19 protein-coding genes are annotated in these 18,670 nt (G+C 36.0%); 13 read left to right on the top strand and 6 right to left on the bottom strand.

Annotated features, from left to right (window positions below; translation table 11 throughout):
* Positions 1 to 216: 216 nt before the first annotated feature.
* Positions 217 to 741: a hypothetical protein gene (locus TYM08_RS02650; protein ID WP_422381427.1), complete on the bottom strand. Its 525-nt coding sequence runs from the start codon at positions 739 to 741 to the stop codon at positions 217 to 219.
* A 158-nt stretch (positions 742 to 899) separates the two neighbouring features.
* Between TYM08_RS02650 and TYM08_RS02645 the strand changes: the two genes are divergently transcribed.
* Complete coding sequence (locus TYM08_RS02645) at positions 900 to 1,133, top strand: hypothetical protein (protein ID WP_422381426.1); 234 nt, start codon at positions 900 to 902, stop codon at positions 1,131 to 1,133.
* 70 nt (positions 1,134 to 1,203) lie between these two features.
* The gene (locus tag TYM08_RS02640) at positions 1,204 to 2,190 is read left to right on the top strand and encodes a transposase (RefSeq protein ID WP_422381425.1); all 987 of its coding nucleotides are present in this window, start codon (positions 1,204 to 1,206) and stop codon (positions 2,188 to 2,190) included.
* A 687-nt stretch (positions 2,191 to 2,877) separates the two neighbouring features.
* On the opposite strand, the gene TYM08_RS02635 is transcribed toward TYM08_RS02640, so the two are convergent.
* Positions 2,878 to 3,357 (bottom strand): hypothetical protein, encoded by a 480-nt coding sequence (locus tag TYM08_RS02635; RefSeq protein ID WP_422381424.1) that lies wholly within the window; start codon positions 3,355 to 3,357, stop codon positions 2,878 to 2,880.
* Between the two features lie 127 nt (positions 3,358 to 3,484).
* A complete protein-coding gene (locus TYM08_RS02630; protein ID WP_422381423.1) occupies positions 3,485 to 4,120 on the bottom strand; it encodes a hypothetical protein in 636 nt (211 codons plus the stop codon).
* Positions 4,121 to 4,671: 551 nt separating this feature from the next.
* On the opposite strand from TYM08_RS02630, the gene TYM08_RS02625 reads away from it, so the two are divergent.
* Positions 4,672 to 4,872: a phage integrase N-terminal SAM-like domain-containing protein gene (locus TYM08_RS02625; RefSeq protein ID WP_422381422.1), complete on the top strand. Its 201-nt coding sequence runs from the start codon at positions 4,672 to 4,674 to the stop codon at positions 4,870 to 4,872.
* 102 nt (positions 4,873 to 4,974) lie between these two features.
* On the opposite strand, the gene TYM08_RS02620 is transcribed toward TYM08_RS02625, so the two are convergent.
* Entirely contained in the window at positions 4,975 to 5,673 is a 699-nt protein-coding gene (locus TYM08_RS02620; RefSeq protein WP_422381421.1) for a glutathione S-transferase, read from the bottom strand.
* Between the two features lie 64 nt (positions 5,674 to 5,737).
* Positions 5,738 to 8,011: a peptidase U32 family protein gene (locus TYM08_RS02615; RefSeq protein ID WP_422381420.1), complete on the bottom strand. Its 2,274-nt coding sequence runs from the start codon at positions 8,009 to 8,011 to the stop codon at positions 5,738 to 5,740.
* A 362-nt stretch (positions 8,012 to 8,373) separates the two neighbouring features.
* On the opposite strand from TYM08_RS02615, the gene TYM08_RS02610 reads away from it, so the two are divergent.
* The 10 genes from TYM08_RS02610 to TYM08_RS02565 all read left to right on the top strand — a co-directional run bounded on the left by TYM08_RS02610 (position 8,374) and on the right by TYM08_RS02565 (position 17,894).
* Entirely contained in the window at positions 8,374 to 8,580 is a 207-nt protein-coding gene (locus tag TYM08_RS02610) for a cold-shock protein (protein ID WP_422381419.1), read from the top strand.
* A 427-nt stretch (positions 8,581 to 9,007) separates the two neighbouring features.
* Complete coding sequence (locus TYM08_RS02605; RefSeq protein ID WP_422381419.1) at positions 9,008 to 9,214, top strand: cold-shock protein; 207 nt, start codon at positions 9,008 to 9,010, stop codon at positions 9,212 to 9,214.
* A 238-nt stretch (positions 9,215 to 9,452) separates the two neighbouring features.
* Positions 9,453 to 10,634: a phosphoglycerate kinase gene (locus tag TYM08_RS02600; RefSeq protein WP_422381418.1), complete on the top strand. Its 1,182-nt coding sequence runs from the start codon at positions 9,453 to 9,455 to the stop codon at positions 10,632 to 10,634.
* Positions 10,635 to 10,695: 61 nt separating this feature from the next.
* Complete coding sequence (gene fbaA, locus TYM08_RS02595) at positions 10,696 to 11,772, top strand: class II fructose-bisphosphate aldolase (RefSeq protein ID WP_422381417.1); 1,077 nt, start codon at positions 10,696 to 10,698, stop codon at positions 11,770 to 11,772.
* A 137-nt stretch (positions 11,773 to 11,909) separates the two neighbouring features.
* Positions 11,910 to 13,139: a phosphoglycerate dehydrogenase gene (serA, locus tag TYM08_RS02590; RefSeq protein ID WP_422381416.1), complete on the top strand. Its 1,230-nt coding sequence runs from the start codon at positions 11,910 to 11,912 to the stop codon at positions 13,137 to 13,139.
* A gap of 195 nt (positions 13,140 to 13,334) precedes the next feature.
* Positions 13,335 to 13,748, top strand: a complete 414-nt coding sequence (locus TYM08_RS02585; RefSeq protein ID WP_422381415.1) for a hypothetical protein — start codon at positions 13,335 to 13,337, stop codon at positions 13,746 to 13,748.
* Complete coding sequence (locus tag TYM08_RS02580) at positions 13,745 to 14,419, top strand: trimeric intracellular cation channel family protein (protein WP_422381414.1); 675 nt, start codon at positions 13,745 to 13,747, stop codon at positions 14,417 to 14,419. The genes TYM08_RS02585 and TYM08_RS02580 overlap by 4 nt, the downstream gene beginning before the upstream one ends.
* On the top strand, positions 14,419 to 15,402 hold the full coding sequence (locus tag TYM08_RS02575) for an NAD-dependent epimerase/dehydratase family protein (protein WP_422381413.1): 984 nt from the start codon (positions 14,419 to 14,421) through the stop codon (positions 15,400 to 15,402). Before TYM08_RS02580 ends, TYM08_RS02575 begins: the two co-directional genes overlap by 1 nt.
* A 130-nt stretch (positions 15,403 to 15,532) precedes the next feature.
* Positions 15,533 to 16,906 (top strand): sodium:proton antiporter NhaD, encoded by a 1,374-nt coding sequence (nhaD, locus tag TYM08_RS02570; RefSeq protein ID WP_422381412.1) that lies wholly within the window; start codon positions 15,533 to 15,535, stop codon positions 16,904 to 16,906.
* Positions 16,907 to 17,021: 115 nt separating this feature from the next.
* On the top strand, positions 17,022 to 17,894 hold the full coding sequence (locus TYM08_RS02565) for an AraC family transcriptional regulator (RefSeq protein ID WP_422381411.1): 873 nt from the start codon (positions 17,022 to 17,024) through the stop codon (positions 17,892 to 17,894).
* Between the two features lie 62 nt (positions 17,895 to 17,956).
* On the opposite strand, the gene TYM08_RS02560 is transcribed toward TYM08_RS02565, so the two are convergent.
* Positions 17,957 to 18,670 carry an SDR family NAD(P)-dependent oxidoreductase gene (locus TYM08_RS02560; protein ID WP_422381410.1) on the bottom strand — a complete coding sequence of 238 codons (714 nt, stop codon included), beginning with the start codon at positions 18,668 to 18,670 and terminating at the stop codon, positions 17,957 to 17,959.

The following is an 18,670-nucleotide window of genomic DNA, read 5'->3' as shown; positions in this document are numbered from 1 at the left end:
TGCGGTTTTGCCTTTGAAAAACTTACAGCATCCAATTACTTGAACACTGCTTTTCAGTGCTACCTAGGTGAATGAGTAATTCCTAGGACAGGACTTTAACCTGCTAGATATATTGCCGGTAACGGCGTACGATTTGACCCTGATTAGTTCTAGGATTGGCCTAGGTTTTATTTTGGGTCTTAGTTAGTTTTCTAGCTCTATATTTACCATTGTTAATTATATAGATTCTAAGTCAATAACTAGATTAATAACGAATTGTTTATTGCCATTTTCTAATTCGACGGTTTGGCATGTTGCACCTAAAATATTGCAATTAATGATAGATAAATAGAATATTTTCTGTTCCTTAAATCCTGATTTGTTAATATAAACGTACTCCTCACTAACAAATCCTTCAACCAGTTCTTCGGTGCAGAATAACTCCTTTGATTTCAAAATACATTTTGCATTATCTTTAACTGTCTGATTCCATTGTTTTGAGTGGGTTAAAGTTGCTTTGCCATTACTGTCTGTTTTTATAGGGGTTATTGTAACTTCGTCAATTAGGTTAGTTATCATTTTTGAACTATTATACCCTACATAAATACTGACGTTTTCAATTGGTAATTTATTCTTATCTTGTACGATTATATTTAGTTGATTTTTTTTGTAAACATCGTTGTAAGTGGTTTGTATATTTGTAGTTATAGGTGAGCAGCTGGTAACAACTATTGCAATGATTAAGCTTATTAGTAATTTCATGGTTATCCTAGTGAATTAAATTTGATGGTTTTTCCTTGTTTGATTAGTTATTAGAATGAATGCTAATCATACGGTTTTTATTGTAAAGCATTGCGTGAAATTTTTAAACATTTAGTGAATCTTGTTCTGAATGGAAACCAATAGGGTCAAATTAGTTTTTGCAAGAAATCAAAGACACACTCATTCAAGATATTCGAGAATGCACGAATAAATATTGGGTATTAGGCACATCTAAATTTATCGAACAAATAGAACAACAGCTTAATATTCAAGCCAAACCAAAACCTAAAGGAGGTAAGGACCCTATTGAAGGACCCTATTGGAAGGACCCTATTGGACATGCAACGGAAGCCAACTTGACAACGCCTAATTCCAATCTATCATTTAATTAATTACAACATATTTCAAATGGATTGAATGTTTCCCAATAAATTATTATTAATCATTAATTATGGAATCACAATGACTCAAGCTAGAAAACGCCTTGTAAACTATACCGCCACCACTAAATATTTAATCACTTGCCGTTGTGTTCGACGTGCTTTTTTATGTGGTAAGGATCAATACACCAATCAAGATTATGAGCATCGTCGTGGCTGGCTCGAAGATATTTTATTAAACCTACCCACCATATTCGCCATTGATATCGCTTCATATGCAATCATGAGTAACCATTTTCATTTAGTAATTAGCGTAGACACTCAAAAAGTTGAATCTTGGTCCAGAATCGAAATAATTAAACGCTGGCATAAGCTCTACAACGGCACTGTGATTTCTCAAGCTTTTGTACAAGGCGCAAAACTGAGCGATTTAGAAGAAAAGTTGCTGAGTGAAAGCGTTGTAATTTGGCGTGAACGTTTGATGAATATTGGCTGGTTCATGAAAAACATTAACGAACCTATGGCAAGGCTTTCGAATATTGAAGATAACTGCACAGGAAAATTTTGGGAGAGCCGTTATAAATCAAAAGCCATTTTAGATGATGAAGGGTTATTAAGTGCGATGGTATATGTCGATTTAAACCCAGTTCGCGCCCAAATGGCGGACACACCTGAAACATCTGAATTTACATCAGTTAAAAAACGAAGTGCAAGTTTCAAAGCATCCAATCACTCTAACTCGGTAAAAGATCAACCTGATGATTTGTTACCACTATCCAAACATTGCAAAAAACACATTCAAATATCAACACAATCCTATTTAGAGCTGGTAGATTGGACTGGCAGGCAGTTAGCCGAAGGCAAAAAAGGTTCGATTAAATCTGATTTACCTGACATTTTATCTCGGATTGATTTAACCGAAGCCCAATTTTTAAATGCCTCGGTAAATATCAATAAAAGTTTTGCCAATCTAATTGGCAAGGCATCCAGTATCGATCAACACTTTTCTAAATTCGGACTAAAACGAGCTTGTGGCTGGGTTAAAGCTTTGCAAGTTCTGGGATTTTAAATAAAAAAATAAAACTCCTGTAATTTATTGGCTTAAAAACTTCCATCGTTTCTTGGTTGAATTACACATACCCGCAATTCAATGAATAGCATCTTATTCCCCACCTTTTACCATTTTCATAAAAATGATATGAATTTTAAATAATCACATTGAACCTAATTTAAAAAACCACTTACTTTTCGGTGATTTTCATTTTCCTATACTATTTTGCATGTCCTTATATTCCTTATATTCCTTTATATTCCTTATGTATTCCTTATGAAAATCCAACTCATGCTAAGAGTAACCTTGCCTGAACTTTGTGAATCGTTTCATTACGAAGTCATCTGTCCTTGCTGTAAAAAAGTAATGACATTTTGTGGATTTATAAAATCAAAAATGAAGATAGAAAAAATGCGAACGATCGGGGCGTAAAAAAGGATAGGTATACGGGATAGGTTTAAATCAGAAAACTAATGGGGTAAAAATATTATATGACACTGAATTAATTAAGAATTACCCAAAAAAAGGAAACAGTAGAATGAGAGTAAGGATGCTTCTCAAATTTTAAACATGAAAAAGTTGAAGGAAGCCAAAACCCAGAAAAAAGTCACAGAAAAGAAATACACTATAAATGAAGACCGGGCTTGTACAACAATAGAATTAAGTTGCGGCTACGCGCAACCTATTCTTATTTATTATGTTACTTTATAACCAATACAAGCCAGATTCTTTAACAATTGATTTTAAACACTCTAATTTGTTCGGTTCTTGGTAATAAACGATATGCGTAGCATCCCAACCTTGTTCATAATAAAGGTCTAATACAGGAATGACAAAACTAATATATCCTGCACTCTCCATCAAATCTAAACGTTTTATCGCTAGACTATTATTTCGCGGTGACTTAAAAATCAATTTTTCTCGTGCATATTTAATAATGAAAATATCGAAATTGTTAACTATGGCTTCATAAAATTTGTGCCATGATGCGTCACGCTTAGTCCTTTCTTCCAAAGAAACTTTATCCATTAACTCAACTGCTTCTTGTGCATTTAAGAAGTGATCAAAAATACAAACCCTAGAATCATAATTGAAACCATCATCACATAATCTATCTATTAATTGTGGAAACTGCTTTCGCAAATTTTGTGTGGTTTTTAAATCAACACCTTTAAAAGAACGCATAAGTCAGCCCTAGTAACATAACGCCAAGCTCACCTGTAAATATTGCGGAGAGCGTTTTTGTGTAAAATGGAGCTACGCGACATACACAAAAACGAGCGTAGCAATATTTGTCAGGTGGAGCTTTTTGTTAGAGGTTTGGTGACGAGGCATAAACTTGAAATATGGAAACGGCACCAAACACAATTGTTAAAATTACACCTATTACTGAAACCCACGTAGATGTGCGATTTTTACGCTCTTGATTTTCGATTGTAGACTCTAAAAATTTGATATCTTTAGCAAGTTGTTTTAAACCGTTTGAACCAAGATCGACATCATTTGACGTATAAGCAAGCTTTAACATCTCAAGTTGATTTCCGTATTTTGGCGATAAAGAAATAAAAGGCATTTCTGTTTCTATAGACTTAACGATATCAGCTAATCTACTGATTTCTTCAGGAGTAAAGCTAAGGGAATAGTGAAGCTTAAACACGAACGATGTGAAACCCGTAGCTCTAGATAGGAGATCTTCGCATATATCTATTGGAGTTCTATATTTCTTTGAAAATTCTGTGTTATTTTCAGAGACCTGCCTATAAATAATCGATATCTGATCTATAGCTTTCGAGTTATCTTTTTCTCTCTCAAATATATTTTTCAATGATCTATAAAAGTGACGACGGCCACTTTTAGCCCCGACACTTCTCGTCATAATTACTAGAAAAGGTATGTAAAACGCCAATAGCGCTACTGCAGATCCGACTTTTATTAATGTTTCTTGCACGATCTATCCTTATCTCTAACATGTTATTAGACGGAAAAAATCTGTTTTAAACATTTTAAATAAAGTCCGTCAGTTGGTTTAAGGCCACACTATACCCAGTTATTTTCTATTTTCAAAATTTTACTTACTATTTTTTTGAGACTAATACAGAAAATTTCCTCACTATTTCTAGGCTTTGATAAGAGTACATAGAAAATTTCTTCATGATCAATAAAAACATGGAAAAATTGACATGCAGGGATGCATTAATGCAGTGGGTTCAGGACGAACAGAAACTGCCTGCTATTTCTGTCGGTCTATTTACCCAGCACTTACTTTAATAGATTACATGTTCTCTGATTTTAGCAGCATGTTTATCTATTTTTCATACGAAATTTATACTTTAGATAACAAGTTGAGATAACCCAAAAAATTTAAATAAGTGACAAATACGGAATTTTTCCGTATTTGTCATCGCCCTATTTCATTTTACAAGGTGCTGTGTTTTTTCTGGATTTACTATTTTTTTGATCAAACCTGTATATATAACCAGTAAATATGAGTATAAAAATATGTCAAATTCCCCTTTTTTAACATCCATTAATAGAGAGATGGTGCAACGAGGTTACGCCAAGCGAACCATTGAAACTTACCTATATTGGATTAAGTTTTTTATTAATTTTAATAAACAGCAACACCCATCGCAGTTACAAAAATTACCAAGACATCCATACCAATTCACTCTCAATGCCAAATTAGTAATCTCAATTTAGCGATTGATTCACTAATATTTGCCACATCTATTTTAGCTGTGACATTTATTAACACCAAACACAACTATGGATGTCTCAGTGAGTTATTTCAGTGAGTATTTTTTATTTCTCTCCATACAAAAACGCTTCACCGCAATCTAACCACAGAGGATATTTTGCCATGACTTTTGTAAAAAAGGGTTGCTGTAGATGCTCATCTAACCAGCGCTTAACATTGACATAGGGCGAGGTGCGGTACCAAGCTTTATCGACTCTGGCAAATTGCCTTATAAAAGGCAGTAACGCGTAGTCAGCTAGGCTGGGTGTTTCGCCCATAAAATAGGGTTGTTTTTTAAGGGTGTTTTCAAATTGTTGAATAAATACTTCACATAACTGTCTGTAATATATTTCAGACACTTCGTGTTTGCGTTTGGCGAATTTGTATTTTTCTAGTACGGGTTTGAATTGTTTGTCGTTGAGTGTTATGAGTGTCAACATTTTATTTAATGCGGTTTTATCATGTGAATATAATAAGTTTTGTGGGTCGGTTTTTGATAATGCCCAAAGCATAATGTCTAGGCTTTCATCCACCACTGAATTTTCTTGTTTTAATGTTTCATCTAACATTATCACAGGTAAAATCAACACAGGCACCGTTGCTTTTGGTGAGGCTTGTAACATGTGTTCGGGTTTGTTTTTCATGTTGATGGCGCGCAACATAACCGGTTGCTTGGCCAAATAAATTCCGATTCTGGCGCGTATGGCGTAGGGGCAATGTTGTAATGAATATAAAATGGGGTGTTCTGATTGATTGTTATTCATGACAACTTCCTATTTAGTCTCTGAATCCTCGACGGTGTGGCTGTCGAGGATGAGAATTTACTTTCTATAAACCCTGGGTATATTGTGCGTTGGTTTTGATTTCTACCATGTTATTTAAATGATTCGACGCTTCTTGCTCGCCGCTAATTAAACGCGAAAAGTGTTTAATTAATTCCGCTTTGTCTAATACCTCTTTTGAACCCGAACCGATATCCGTTAAGTCGATAAAAAATTCATCAAACATGTGAGACAGATCATTCACAATATCTAAGTTTAAAAATTGTTCGTGATTATAAATACTTGGGTATCCGCCTTTTTGTTTATCAATTGCAAAAGAAATCCCTTTTACATTGGTGACTGTCGTTTCTTTTTTACAGCTCAACATACAGCCCGCTTCAATACTTGGTTTTTTACAACCTACAGTTTGTTGGAAAAAACACTGACGGCTTGTCATCATTAATATTGGATGATAAATGCTGTACAACATTTTAAAGTTTGCTGGACGTTTGATATTTTGAATTTGACGTTTGTTGATTTCGTTTGAAATAAACGCACCTTGGCAATTTAACTCTTCTTGCATGGTTAATAATGCGTAAGAATTGGTCGTATTTAAAAATGGACCTGCAATCCAATTGATGCCTAACTCAAAGGCTTTATATGCCACACCGGTATTGTTAGACACAATACGTTTTGGTTTCACTTCTTCTAAGACTCTGACAGCCTCTATATAGTCTTTACCAATTAACACCGCTGGAAACCACGGAATTAAACGGGGATTATTTTTTAGAATGTCTATGTATTTATTGTTACCTGCTTTAAAGCTTTCTGGTAATTTAAAGTACACATCGCCATCGGTAACATCACACAAATAACTGTCTGCTTCATCGGCAATTAAAATCGACATAGTGGTTTTGCCGTTTGGTTTTGGATGGTTAATTAGTTTTGGTACATCAACAGGGGCGATGACTTCTTTTGAATCATTTAATAAGAATCCCACTTGTTTACGTAACGCGGTTAATTCTTTAAATGGAATACTTAGGTTTTTACCCAGTTTTGTAAAATCAAATTTTTCGATGACAAAGTTAGCATTGTTAAAACTTTTAAATCGTTTTTCGATGGCGCCTTGGTCGGTTACTGCGTCACCCGCACTTTTTAATGTAAGTTTTGATTGCACTTCGATTTGCTCATCGCGGCTAATTTCACCTAATGAGTTGGTTGAAGTAATAAACACATTAATGGTTAATGGTTCATCAAGCTGACCTGAAATTTCAAAACGTAATTTATGCTTGCTGATATCTAAGTGTTTGATTTTTTGTTTCACTAACGCATCAATTTCATTTTTTTCTTGTGATAATTGATCTTGCGCTTCTTGAATTTGTACAACAGAAATGGCATTACTTTTTTCATTGGCATGAGTAAAACTATGATCACGCGCATTGTCGGTGAACATCGATTTGGTCATATCGCCTTTTAAGAATAAATTGGTGAAGTTTCGGTTAAACACTTTATACAAGTTGGAATCATCTTGTAGTAGTTCGCCAGTTTGAACAAATTTATCAATTTGCTGACGCCACGAATCCACAACCGTGTGTACGTAGTTTGCGCCTTTTATGCGACCTTCAATTTTCATTGAGTCGACACCGGCGGCTACTAATTCTGGCAAATCAAAATACGCAGAATTATCTTTTAAATTAAGTGGGTGTTTATTTCCCATTGCTGTGGGTTCGTATTCGTCACGACAAGCTTGAGAACAACGACCACGATTACCAGAGTTACCCACACTTACCGAGCTTGAATAACATTGCCCAGAAAACGCAATACATAATGCGCCGTGTACAAACACCTCGGTTAATACATCATGCTCGTGGGCCAAATCCGATAACAGTTTGATTTCGGTTAAATTTAATTCACGAGATAAATTCGCACGGGTTGCGCCGATTTTACCTAAAAAGACAATCTGCCCTTCATTATGTGTGGTTAATTGAGTGGACGCATGAATATGCAAACTTGGAAAATATTTTTTAACTAAATTAAACACACCCAAGTCTTGTACGATGATGCCATCAACATGGGTGTTCACTAATTGATTAAAAAGATTAATAAGCGATGGCAATTCTTGCTCTAAAATCACGACGTTAACGGTTAAAAATATTTCACATCCATATTCGTGGGCTAAACGAATCACGCCGTTTAATTCGTCAAAGGAAAGATTCGATGCTCGGTTTCGCGCATTAAATACATCGAGTCCGCAATATACGGCATTTGCTCCCGCGACAATCGCGGCTTTAATCGCATTTACATCACCGCCTGGCGCTAATAATTCAACCTTTCTACTCATTACAACCCACTTTTGTTTAGCTTTATTTTTAAAGGGCGCGATTTTAGCTTTATAGGTAGCCGATGGCTATTAAATCACCGAGTAAAATTGTTAATCATCTTATTCCTTTATATAGACTCTTCTAAAACTGAGAATTCTTATCATAAATGACTCTGTTGATTACGTTTAATTACTTTATTTAGTTGACACAGGTCTCAACTCTCTATATATTTCACGCCAGCTAAAAGTAAGTCCTTTTTTTTATTGTCTCCACTTCGTTACCTTTCAGTAGTTCTCGTTATGTAGTTTTTAAATTCAAGAGTATTTTCCGCTAAACATCCGCCTCTTGAAGGCAAAATTAATTAATAATATAGGTACATAATATGTCTACTACAACTGGTACAGTTAAATGGTTCAACGAGTCTAAAGGTTTTGGTTTTATCGAGCAAGAATCTGGTCCTGACGTTTTTGCACATTTCTCTGCAATCGAAAGCTCTGGTTTTAAAACTCTTGCTGAAGGTCAACGTGTTTCTTTCAAAGTAACACAAGGTCAAAAAGGCCCACAAGCTGAAAACATCGTAGCTATCTAATCTTTTAGATTGTTATATAAAAGGCAAACTTTCGAGTTTGTCTTTTTTTTGCCTAAAATAAAGCACTCACCTCACTCCCTTCCCATTACTATTTACCACCTTTAAACAACCCAGATTACCACCGTTAGACAACCCTCACTTTATTGAAAGTAATAAAAATTTCTTTTCCCGCACAACTCCCCCTTTACCACAGGGTTTCAGCTAAAAAAAATGCTAATTTATTACACTTAATTACAATATAAAGTTGACACAACACATTCACTTCTATATATTCGTCGGCAGCTAGAAAGTAAGTCCTTTTTTTATCTGTCTCCACTTCGTTGCCTTTCAGTAGTACTTCGACCTGTAGTTTTTAAATTCAAGAGTATTTTTCCGCTAAACATCCGCCTCTTGAAGGCAAAATTAATTAATAATATAGGTACATAATATGTCTACTACAACTGGTACAGTTAAATGGTTCAACGAGTCTAAAGGTTTTGGTTTTATCGAGCAAGAATCTGGTCCTGACGTTTTTGCACATTTCTCTGCAATCGAAAGCTCTGGTTTTAAAACTCTTGCTGAAGGTCAACGTGTTTCTTTCAAAGTAACACAAGGTCAAAAAGGCCCACAAGCTGAAAACATCGTAGCTATCTAATCTTTTAGATTGTTATATAAAAGGCAAACTTTCGAGTTTGTCTTTTTTTTGCTTTAAATTTAACCCACCCCACCTTTATACCTCAAAAGGATATAAGTACTCCCCTTTCCCATTTACACTTCAATTTTTTCCTTTCTCGATACCTTTTTACAACACTAATCTAACCGTTTCAAAATAGACTTGTGAACCCGTTGCCTTTATAATGCGCGCACATTTTTTCAACAGCAAAGGTATAAGTATGTCAGTGATCCACATGTCTGATCTGGATTTATCTGGGAAGCGTGTTTTAATTCGCCAAGATTTAAACGTTCCATTAGATGAAAACGGCGAAATCACCAGCGACATTCGTATTAAAGCCTCATTACCAACGATCAAACTGGCCCTAGAAAAAGGCGCAACGGTTATGATTATGTCTCACTTGGGTCGCCCAACTGAAGGCGAGTTTGATGACGCTTTTTCTTTAAAACCTGTTGCTGCTAATTTAGCAGATGCATTAGATCGCCCCGTTCCTTTAATTTCTGACTGGGTTGACGGTATTGAATTAAATCCAGGTGAAATCGTTTTACTAGAAAACGTACGCTTTAATGAAGGCGAATCTGAAAACGATTTAAAATTAGCAAAAAGAATGGCTAAATTATGTGACGTTTTTGTGATGGATGCATTTGGTACAGCCCATCGCGCGCACGCATCCACTGAAGGGGTAGCACGTTTTGCTCCCGTTGCCTGTTCTGGCCCATTATTAACAGCTGAACTAGATGCGTTAGGCAAAGCACTTGATAAGCCTGAGCGCCCATTTGTCGCTTTAGTAGGCGGTGCTAAAGTTTCCACTAAATTAAACGTATTAGAAGCGTTATCAAAAAAAGTCGATATCTTAATTGTGGGTGGCGGCATTTCAAATACGTTTGTTGCGGCAAATGGAAATGAAGTGGGCAATTCTTTATATGAAAAAGATTTGATTCCAACTGCACAAAAATTAATGAAAGAAACTGAAATTATTTTCGCCCAAGACGTTCGCATCACAAAAGAAGGTTTTGGCGATTGGAACCATAATTCCGTTACAGCGGTTCGTGCAACTAACGAAATTGCTGCCGATGAAGAAATTATTGATTACGGCCCTAAAACCGTTGAGCAAGTTTCTCAAATCATCAAAAATGCAAAAACTATGATTTGGAATGGCCCTTGTGGTGTATTCGAATTTGATGCATTTGCAAACGGTACTCGCGATGTTGCAAAAGCAATTGCGGCTAGTGACGCATTTTCAGTTGCTGGTGGTGGCGACACGTTAGCTGCAATCGACAAGTTCGGTTTAAGCAAAGATGTAAGCTATATCTCAACTGGCGGTGGCGCATTTTTAGAATTGGTAGAAGGTAAAGAATTACCTGCAGTTGCCATTTTAAAACAACGCGCAAAAAACGCTTAATTACTCATTCAATTAAATTAAGGAGCTTATCGCTCCTTTTAGTCTTAAAAAGGTTTAACTCATGTCTAAGATTTTCGATTTCGTAAAACCAGGTGTTGTTACTGGCGATGACGTACAAAAAGTTTTTGCTGTAGCAAAAGAAAATAAATTTGCACTTCCAGCTGTTAACGTTGTTGGTTCAGATTCAATCAACGCTGTATTAGAAGCTGCCGCTCGTGTTAAAGCGCCAGTTGTTATTCAATTTTCTAACGGCGGCGCTGTTTTTAATGCGGGTAAAGGTTTGAAATTAGACGGTCATGAAGCAGCAATTATTGGTGCGGTTTCTGGTGCACACCACGTACACGCAATGGCAGCTGCTTATGGGGTTCCAGTTATTTTACATACTGACCACGCAGCTAAAAAATTATTGCCTTGGATCGACGGCTTATTAGATGCTTCTGAAGCACATTTTGAAAAAACTGGCGCTCCATTATTCAGCTCTCACATGATCGATCTTTCTGAAGAGCCTTTAGAAGAAAACATCTCAATCTGTGCTGAATACCTAACACGTATGTCTAAAATGGGCATGACGCTAGAGATCGAACTGGGTTGTACTGGTGGTGAAGAAGACGGCGTTGATAACACGGATATGGATACGTCTTTACTTTACACTCAACCATCTGAAGTGGATTACGCTTACACTGAGTTAATGAAAATTAGCCCACGTTTCACAATCGCTGCTTCTTTTGGTAACGTACACGGCGTTTATAAGCCAGGTAACGTAAAATTAACACCTACTATTTTACGTGATTCTCAAAGCTTCGTTTCTGAAAAACACGGCATTCCAGCTAACTCTTTAAACTTCGTTTTCCACGGCGGTTCTGGTTCTACTGAAGCAGAAATCAAAGAGTCAATTGGTTACGGCGTAATCAAAATGAACATCGACACTGATACTCAGTGGGCAACTTGGGAAGGCGTTAAAAACTTCTACGTTGAAAAAGAAGCGTTCTTACAAGGTCAAATCGGCAACCCAACTGGCGCTGATGCTCCTAACAAAAAATACTATGATCCACGTGTTTGGTTACGCGCAGGTCAAGAATCAATGGTTGCACGTTTAGAAAAAGCATTTGCTGATTTAAACGCAAAAGACGTACTTTAATAAAATTATAAATGAGCGTTGATTCAACGCTCATTAGTTATTTTATTCATGGACACTTTCAAATTTTTTTAAAGTGTCTATCGATAAAATTTCACTAATTCATCACACGATGATTGTCTTAAAAGGCTAACTAAATCATGAGCAAAAATTCTCTAAATAAAAGCAAGATCAAGATTCTTTTATTAGAAGGCGTTCACCAATCTGCAGTCGAAAACTTTAAAAAAGCAGGATACTCAAACATTGTTTATCTAAAAACCGCTTTAGCAGAAGATGAATTAATCGAAGAAATTAAAGATGCACACTTTGTTGGTTTACGTTCGCGTACACAACTGACGCGCAAAGTATTTGAAGCGGCTGACAAACTAGTTGCAGCGGGTTGTTTTTGTATTGGTACTAACCAAGTTGATTTATTAGCAGCAACAGAACACGGCGTTGCGGTATTTAATGCGCCTTTTTCAAACACTCGCTCTGTAGCAGAATTAGTGATTGCTGAAGCCATTTTATTATTACGTGGCGTTGCTGAAAAAAATGCAGTTTGTCATCGTGGCGGCTGGCAAAAATCCGCTGAAAACTCTTACGAGATTCGCGGCAAAAAACTAGGTATTGTGGGTTATGGGTCTATTGGTAGCCAATTAAGTGTCATTGCTGAAAGCCTAGGTATGACTGTCATTTTTTATGATATCGTCACCAAACTAGCATTAGGTAATGCAACTCAAGTTAGTACATTAGAAGAACTTTTAGCACAATCAGACATTGTTTCTTTGCACGTTCCTGAAAGCCCATCCACACAATGGATGATTGGTGAAAAAGAATTTGCCCAAATAAAACAAGATTCCATATTTATCAATGCTGCTCGTGGCACAGTGGTTGATATCGATGCATTAGCAAACGCTTTAAAAACTAAAAAGCTTTTAGGCGCTGCAATTGATGTATTCCCGGTTGAACCAAAATCAAATAAAGAAGAATTTGTTTCTCCTTTACGTGAATTTGATAACTGCATACTAACGCCGCACGTTGGTGGATCAACTATTGAAGCACAATATAATATTGGTCTTGAAGTGTCTGAAAAATTAGCTACTTATTCTGATAACGGCACGTCTATTTCTGCTGTTAACTTCCCAGAAGTGGCATTACCAGCTCACCCTGATAAGCACCGTATTTTGCATATTCATGAAAACCGCCCCGGCGTATTAAGTGACATCAACAGCATTTTCTCAGAAAACGGCATCAACATTTCTAGTCAGTATTTACAAACTGTTGAACAAGTCGGTTATGTTGTGATGGATGTTGATCAAAAATGCTCAAGCTTGGCATTAGAAAAAATCAAAACAATTAAAGGTACAATTAAAACAAGAATTCTGTTTTAAGTGCTGTTTAAGTTTAATTTCTTCATTCCTTGAATAAATTAAACGCTTTGTGAGCATTCTAACGAAAGGAAACTTTCTTAAATGCTCAATCGCAAAATCTGCTCCAGCAGATTTGAGTACTACCGACAAAACCTGCTCTATGCAGGTTTTTTTGTTTTTGTGGTAGAGTTGATCAATAATTAAAATTGGTGATTTATGAATCATTCTTTTTCAGCATCGCCTTACCAAGGCTCATTTAAAATGCCATCACTCATTCTTGCTGGGCTTTCTATTTTAACCATCGCTTCATTTTTTTTGCTTTCCATTAGTTTCATTCCTTTAGTCGTTTCATCCCTAGTTTTGATTCATGCTTTTATTCACCTGTTATTAAAACATCTGCTGACATTCAAGGCGACAGATGAGACTGCATTAATTATTAATGACAGTACCGTGATATTTAAAACCGGTAAAAACATTCATTGGGAGATTAATACAAGCAACATTCAAGACATTCAAATTGATCATCCGAAATACTCACTCATATTCAGCACAAAAGATAATGACAGTTACAGCATTATTAAATATTGCTTTGATATGAATACATCACAAAAAATTAAGGCAATACTTTGAGCTGGTTATTTATATTTGATTTATTTGGGACATTTATTTTCGCAGTTTCTGGTGCATTTAAAGCAATTAAATATGAACTAGATTTATTAGGCGTTATTATTTTAGCGACGATTACAGGTGTAGGCGGAGGAATGATGCGTGATGTAATTTTAGGCAACACGCCACCATCTGTTTTTTCTCAAGAAATTTATATTATACTTACCGTCATTGCAGGTTTACTTGTATTTTTTGCGGCATCAAAAGTAGTTTGGCGTTGGAACTGGATTGTATTAGCGGATGCATTAGGCTTAGGTGTATTTACTGCTATTGGTTGCATGATTGCACAACAAGCAGGATTGAGTGTCATTGGTACAATTTTTATGGGCTCGCTTACTGCATGTGGTGGAGGCGCAATTCGCGATTTATTAGTCAACGAAATCCCAATGGTCATTCACTCAGATTTTTATGCAACCGCCTCTATTTTAGGTGGGGTATTCTTTTTATTGTTAAATCAATTTATGGTAAATGATCAATGGTTATTATGGTCAACGACATTTTTTGTATTTTTTATTCGTTATTTGGCTATTCATTTTCATATACATTTGCCAAAGTCTAAACCCATGCGCCGCTCACCCTCACACTTAATGCGCTTGCAACAACAATTAAAAAAACGTAAAAATAGGAAATCCTAATGAATATTTTATTTATAGGCGGCACCGGAAATATCAGTACACATTCAAGCATACGCTGTGTTGAACTTGGTTATCATCTAACCATTTTAACCAGAGGCAATCATCACACAGATATTAAAGGTGCCTCTTTTATTCAAGGGGACATTAATGACTTTGAGATACAAAAAAAACTAAAAAGCCAAAAATGGGATTGCGTTGTAAATTGGATCGCCTTTACCCCATCGGATATAGAAAGAGATATTGAGTTATTTGATTCGATCACAAAACAATATATTTTTATCAGTTCTGCTTCATGTTATGACACAGTTGCAACAGGACAAAAAATTATTGAATCCACACCATTACACAATCCTTACTGGCAATACTCTCAAGATAAAATTGATTGCGAAGCACTGTTAATTACAGCTAACAAAATGATCAACTTTCCAGTTTGTATTGTTAGGCCGTCACTTACTTATGACACAGTAATTCCTGTACCATTTGGCGGCTGGACAGATTACAACATCATTAATCGCATTAAACAGAACAAACCCATTATTATCCATGACGATGGAGCTGCACTATTTACCATTACTCATGCAAAAGATTTTGCAATTGGACTCACAGGTTTATTAGGTAACCCCAAAACAATTGGACAGGCATTTCATATCACAAGTGACGAAGCACCATCATGGAACGAAATTTATCAACATATTGCCGATATATTTAAGCAACCATTAAATGCAGTTTATATTCCTACGGATTTTATCTGCGAAATTGCACCTGAAAAAACAGGATCCCTTAAAGGGGATAAATCCAACTCAACATTATTTGATAACAATAAAATAAAAGCTTTTGTTCCAGATTTCAATTGTAAAATACCTTTTTCTGAAGGCATATCGCAAACAATCCAATGGTTTGAACAGGATACACAAAGACAAATTAACAACCCTAATTCTGACGCATTAATTGAAAACATTTTAGAACGGTATTCAAACCAATAAATTCTTAAACAACCATAAAATTACCTATAAATTTCCATAATTTTTTAGGTATCCTTACCTATAAAGCGTTATAATCGCGCTCCAAATTTATCAACCGCACAGATTCTGTGCATTTTCTAGGAAACTAACCATGAAAGCGTTTATGTTTTTATTGTTGTCTTTATTAACAGTACCGGCTTTTGCCAGTTCTGCTGAAGGCGCATCATCTCCAGTATTGGGTTTAATCACCTCACCATTAGCGATTTTTGGTGTCATCTTTTTTGTAATAGCCTATGTATTAGTCATTGCAGAAGAATTCATCCACTTACGTAAATCTAAACCTGTACTTTTAGCAGCAGGTGTAATTTGGATATTAGTTGCCATTTTAGGTAATACCGTTGAAGGCGGAAAAGAGATCGTTGGCGTTGCACTTGATCACAACCTCTTAGAATTTTCTGCTTTATTATTATTCTTATTAACAGCAATGGTTTATGTTAACGCATTAACTGAACGTAACGTATTTGAAGCATTACGTGCTTATTTAGTAGGCAAAGGATTAAGCTACCGTCAACTATTTTGGATAACAGGTATTCTAGCGTTTTTCATCTCACCAATTGCCGACAACTTAACCACCGCATTATTAATGGGTGCAGTTGTATTAGCAGTAGGAGGCGATCGCCCTAAGTTTGTAAGTGTTGCGTTTATTAACATCGTAATTGCAGCGAACGCCGGTGGTGCATTCTCTCCTTTTGGCGACATCACAACCTTAATGGTTTGGCAGTCAGGTCACGTGAATTTTGCTGAATTCTTTAACTTGTTCATCCCGTCAGTTGTAAACTTTATAATCCCTGCCGCAATCATGAGCTTTGCTGTTCCTAATGAGACACCAAAAGCAATTGATGAAGTAGTAGAAGTTAAACGTGGTGGCTTTGTGATTATTGGTTTATTTTTGGCAACCATTGCAACTGCGGTAAGTTTTGAGCAATTTTTACACTTAAAACCTTTTTTAGGCATGATGACGGGATTGTCTTATTTGTTCTTCTTTGCTTATTACATCAAACGTACAGACAAAAAATTCTCTCAAGATATTACACAATTTGATATCTTCAACAAAGTAGCAAAAGCAGAGTGGGACACATTATTGTTCTTCTTCGGTGTGATTTTCTGTGTAGGCGGTTTAGGTACAATTGGTTATTTAGCACTTGTATCAGACATCATGTACAACGGTTGGGGTCCAATGACTGCTAATATCGTTGCTGGTTTATTATCTGCTGTTGTTGATAACATTCCGGTAATGTTTGCTATTTTATCAATGAGCCCTGAAATGTCTCATGAACATTGGTTGTTAGTCACATTAACAGCAGGTGTGGGTGGCTCGTTATTATCAGTGGGTTCTGCTGCTGGTGTGGCACTTATGGGTCAGTCAAAAGGCTTATACACATTTTTCAGCCATTTAAAATGGAGTTGGGCAATTGCGTTAGGTTATGGCGCTTCAATCTATGCTCATTATTTAATTAACTTCTAAGCAGTTAAATTAAAAACAAAAAAGGCAGAATTTAGATTCTGCCTTTTTTTTGCCTAACATTTGAAAATAGCACGTTAAGTCATGTTTGAAATCTCAACTCAATTACAATAATGGCATGAATATACTCAACCGCTTAAGCATCGTTATTGCTTTTATTGATAAAAACCCAACTTCAAAAATAACTATTTCTCAGTTGAGCAAAATTGCGTGCTTGTCGCCTTATCATTTTCAACGAATATTTAAACAACAGTTTGGAGTGACGGTAGGTCAATATTTAAAGTTAATACGATTAAAACGCGCCAGCTTTCAAATATTCTTTCGCACTAAAATAAGTATGACTGACATAGCTTTAGATAATGGCTACGAATCTTATGAAGGGTTTTCACGCGCAATTAAACATCACTTACATCGCACACCTAAGCAATTTAGAACAACCCCAACACTTGAGATTTGGTTTAATCAACAAATGCAAATACAACAAATAAGACAGAAGATTATGAACATAAATGACTTACTGACCAACTATGAAGTTGAGATAGTTGAGTTTAAAACCCTCAACACAATGAGTATCAAACATTCTGGCCACCCAAAAATGTTAGCTCAAACCCTTCAACGATTTATTAATTGGCGTAAACAAAACGGTTTATCACCTGATAAAAGCCGCACATTTAATATTCCATTAAGCCCGCCTCTTCCAACTAATCCTGAAGCATTTAGTTTTGTGTTAGCAGCGCAAATTCCCCATTCTGATTTTGCTTATACTCAAGATTTTGAACAAAAAACATTCCCAACTATGCGTTGTGCAAAAGTACGTCACATAGGCAGTGATGATCAATTAACGCACATTGCTAAATTTTTACAAGGCGCATGGTTACATAAAAGTGGCGAACAAAAAGGGGAGCTTCCATTATTTTTTGAACGGGTATCTTTTTTTCCTGATGTACCAGAAAATGAAATGATTGTGGATGTGTATTTACCATTAGCTTAATTTAAAATCATCAGGCAAAAAAAAGAAGGCAAACGCCTTCTTTTTTATATCAAACTCGATTATTAAATATCCATACCTGCGAAATCTTGCGCACTAAACCACATACCTCTTGGCTCTTCGTCGCCTTCTTTTCCAATCATTGCGGGTAATAATGCACCAGGCAAAACAGATTTCACATCATTCCATGCTTGGTCACCACCTAAATCCGTACGACACCAACCTGGATCTAATAAATTAGCCAATACGTTCGAGCCTGCTAATTCAACTGCTAAGTCTCTTGTGTATTTATCTAATGCGGCTTTTGAAATACTGTAAGCATCTAAGCCTGGCGTGTCTTTAATTCCTGATGTTGTATTAATGATTCGACCAAAACCTCGTGCTTTCATTTTAGGTGCAAAAAACGTACACGCTTGGATGACTGCATACACATTCACCTGAAAACTTTTGTGATAGTCCTCAATTGGCGCATCAAACAAATCAATAAATTGCGTCATAACCGCTGCATTATTGTATAAAATATCAATGCCACCACTTAATTCTTCAGCTGATTCTAACCCTTTTTGAATACTCTTTGGGTCTTCTAAATTCGATTCAATGCTTTTGATTTCAACATTAAATTCACTTAATAATGCTTTGGTTTTATCTTGATTTTTAATACTTGAAGAATGTAAAACCAGATTTACACCTTTTTTAGCAAGGCCTAAAGCTATCTGCTGCCCTACGCCACGACTCGCGCCAGTTACTAACGCCCATTTATCTTTTAATATAAGTGTCAT

This window comes from Marinicellulosiphila megalodicopiae (genome assembly GCF_045862395.1).
GTDB classification, from domain to species: Bacteria; Pseudomonadota; Gammaproteobacteria; order Pseudomonadales; family Natronospirillaceae; genus Marinicellulosiphila; species Marinicellulosiphila megalodicopiae.
This window is presented reverse-complemented; position numbering and strand designations above follow the sequence as displayed.

Bases quoted from the DNA above. Each gene is read 5' to 3' on its own strand.
- TYM08_RS02600 (WP_422381418.1), top strand. From the start codon at position 9,453: ATGTCAGTGATCCACATGTCTGATCTGGATTTATCTGGGAAGCGTGTT.
- TYM08_RS02625 (WP_422381422.1), top strand. From the start codon at position 4,672: ATGTCAAATTCCCCTTTTTTAACATCCATTAATAGAGAGATGGTGCAA.
- TYM08_RS02560 (WP_422381410.1), bottom strand. From the start codon at position 18,670: ATGACACTTATATTAAAAGATAAATGGGCGTTAGTAACTGGCGCGAGT.
- nhaD (WP_422381412.1), top strand. From the start codon at position 15,533: ATGAAAGCGTTTATGTTTTTATTGTTGTCTTTATTAACAGTACCGGCT.
- TYM08_RS02610 (WP_422381419.1), top strand. From the start codon at position 8,374: ATGTCTACTACAACTGGTACAGTTAAATGGTTCAACGAGTCTAAAGGT.
- TYM08_RS02635 (WP_422381424.1), bottom strand. From the start codon at position 3,357: ATGCGTTCTTTTAAAGGTGTTGATTTAAAAACCACACAAAATTTGCGA.
- TYM08_RS02640 (WP_422381425.1), top strand. From the start codon at position 1,204: ATGACTCAAGCTAGAAAACGCCTTGTAAACTATACCGCCACCACTAAA.
- TYM08_RS02585 (WP_422381415.1), top strand. From the start codon at position 13,335: ATGAATCATTCTTTTTCAGCATCGCCTTACCAAGGCTCATTTAAAATG.
- TYM08_RS02605 (WP_422381419.1), top strand. From the start codon at position 9,008: ATGTCTACTACAACTGGTACAGTTAAATGGTTCAACGAGTCTAAAGGT.
- TYM08_RS02650 (WP_422381427.1), bottom strand. From the start codon at position 741: ATGAAATTACTAATAAGCTTAATCATTGCAATAGTTGTTACCAGCTGC.
- TYM08_RS02565 (WP_422381411.1), top strand. From the start codon at position 17,022: ATGAATATACTCAACCGCTTAAGCATCGTTATTGCTTTTATTGATAAA.
- serA (WP_422381416.1), top strand. From the start codon at position 11,910: ATGAGCAAAAATTCTCTAAATAAAAGCAAGATCAAGATTCTTTTATTA.
- TYM08_RS02620 (WP_422381421.1), bottom strand. From the start codon at position 5,673: ATGAATAACAATCAATCAGAACACCCCATTTTATATTCATTACAACAT.
- fbaA (WP_422381417.1), top strand. From the start codon at position 10,696: ATGTCTAAGATTTTCGATTTCGTAAAACCAGGTGTTGTTACTGGCGAT.
- TYM08_RS02575 (WP_422381413.1), top strand. From the start codon at position 14,419: ATGAATATTTTATTTATAGGCGGCACCGGAAATATCAGTACACATTCA.
- TYM08_RS02615 (WP_422381420.1), bottom strand. From the start codon at position 8,011: ATGAGTAGAAAGGTTGAATTATTAGCGCCAGGCGGTGATGTAAATGCG.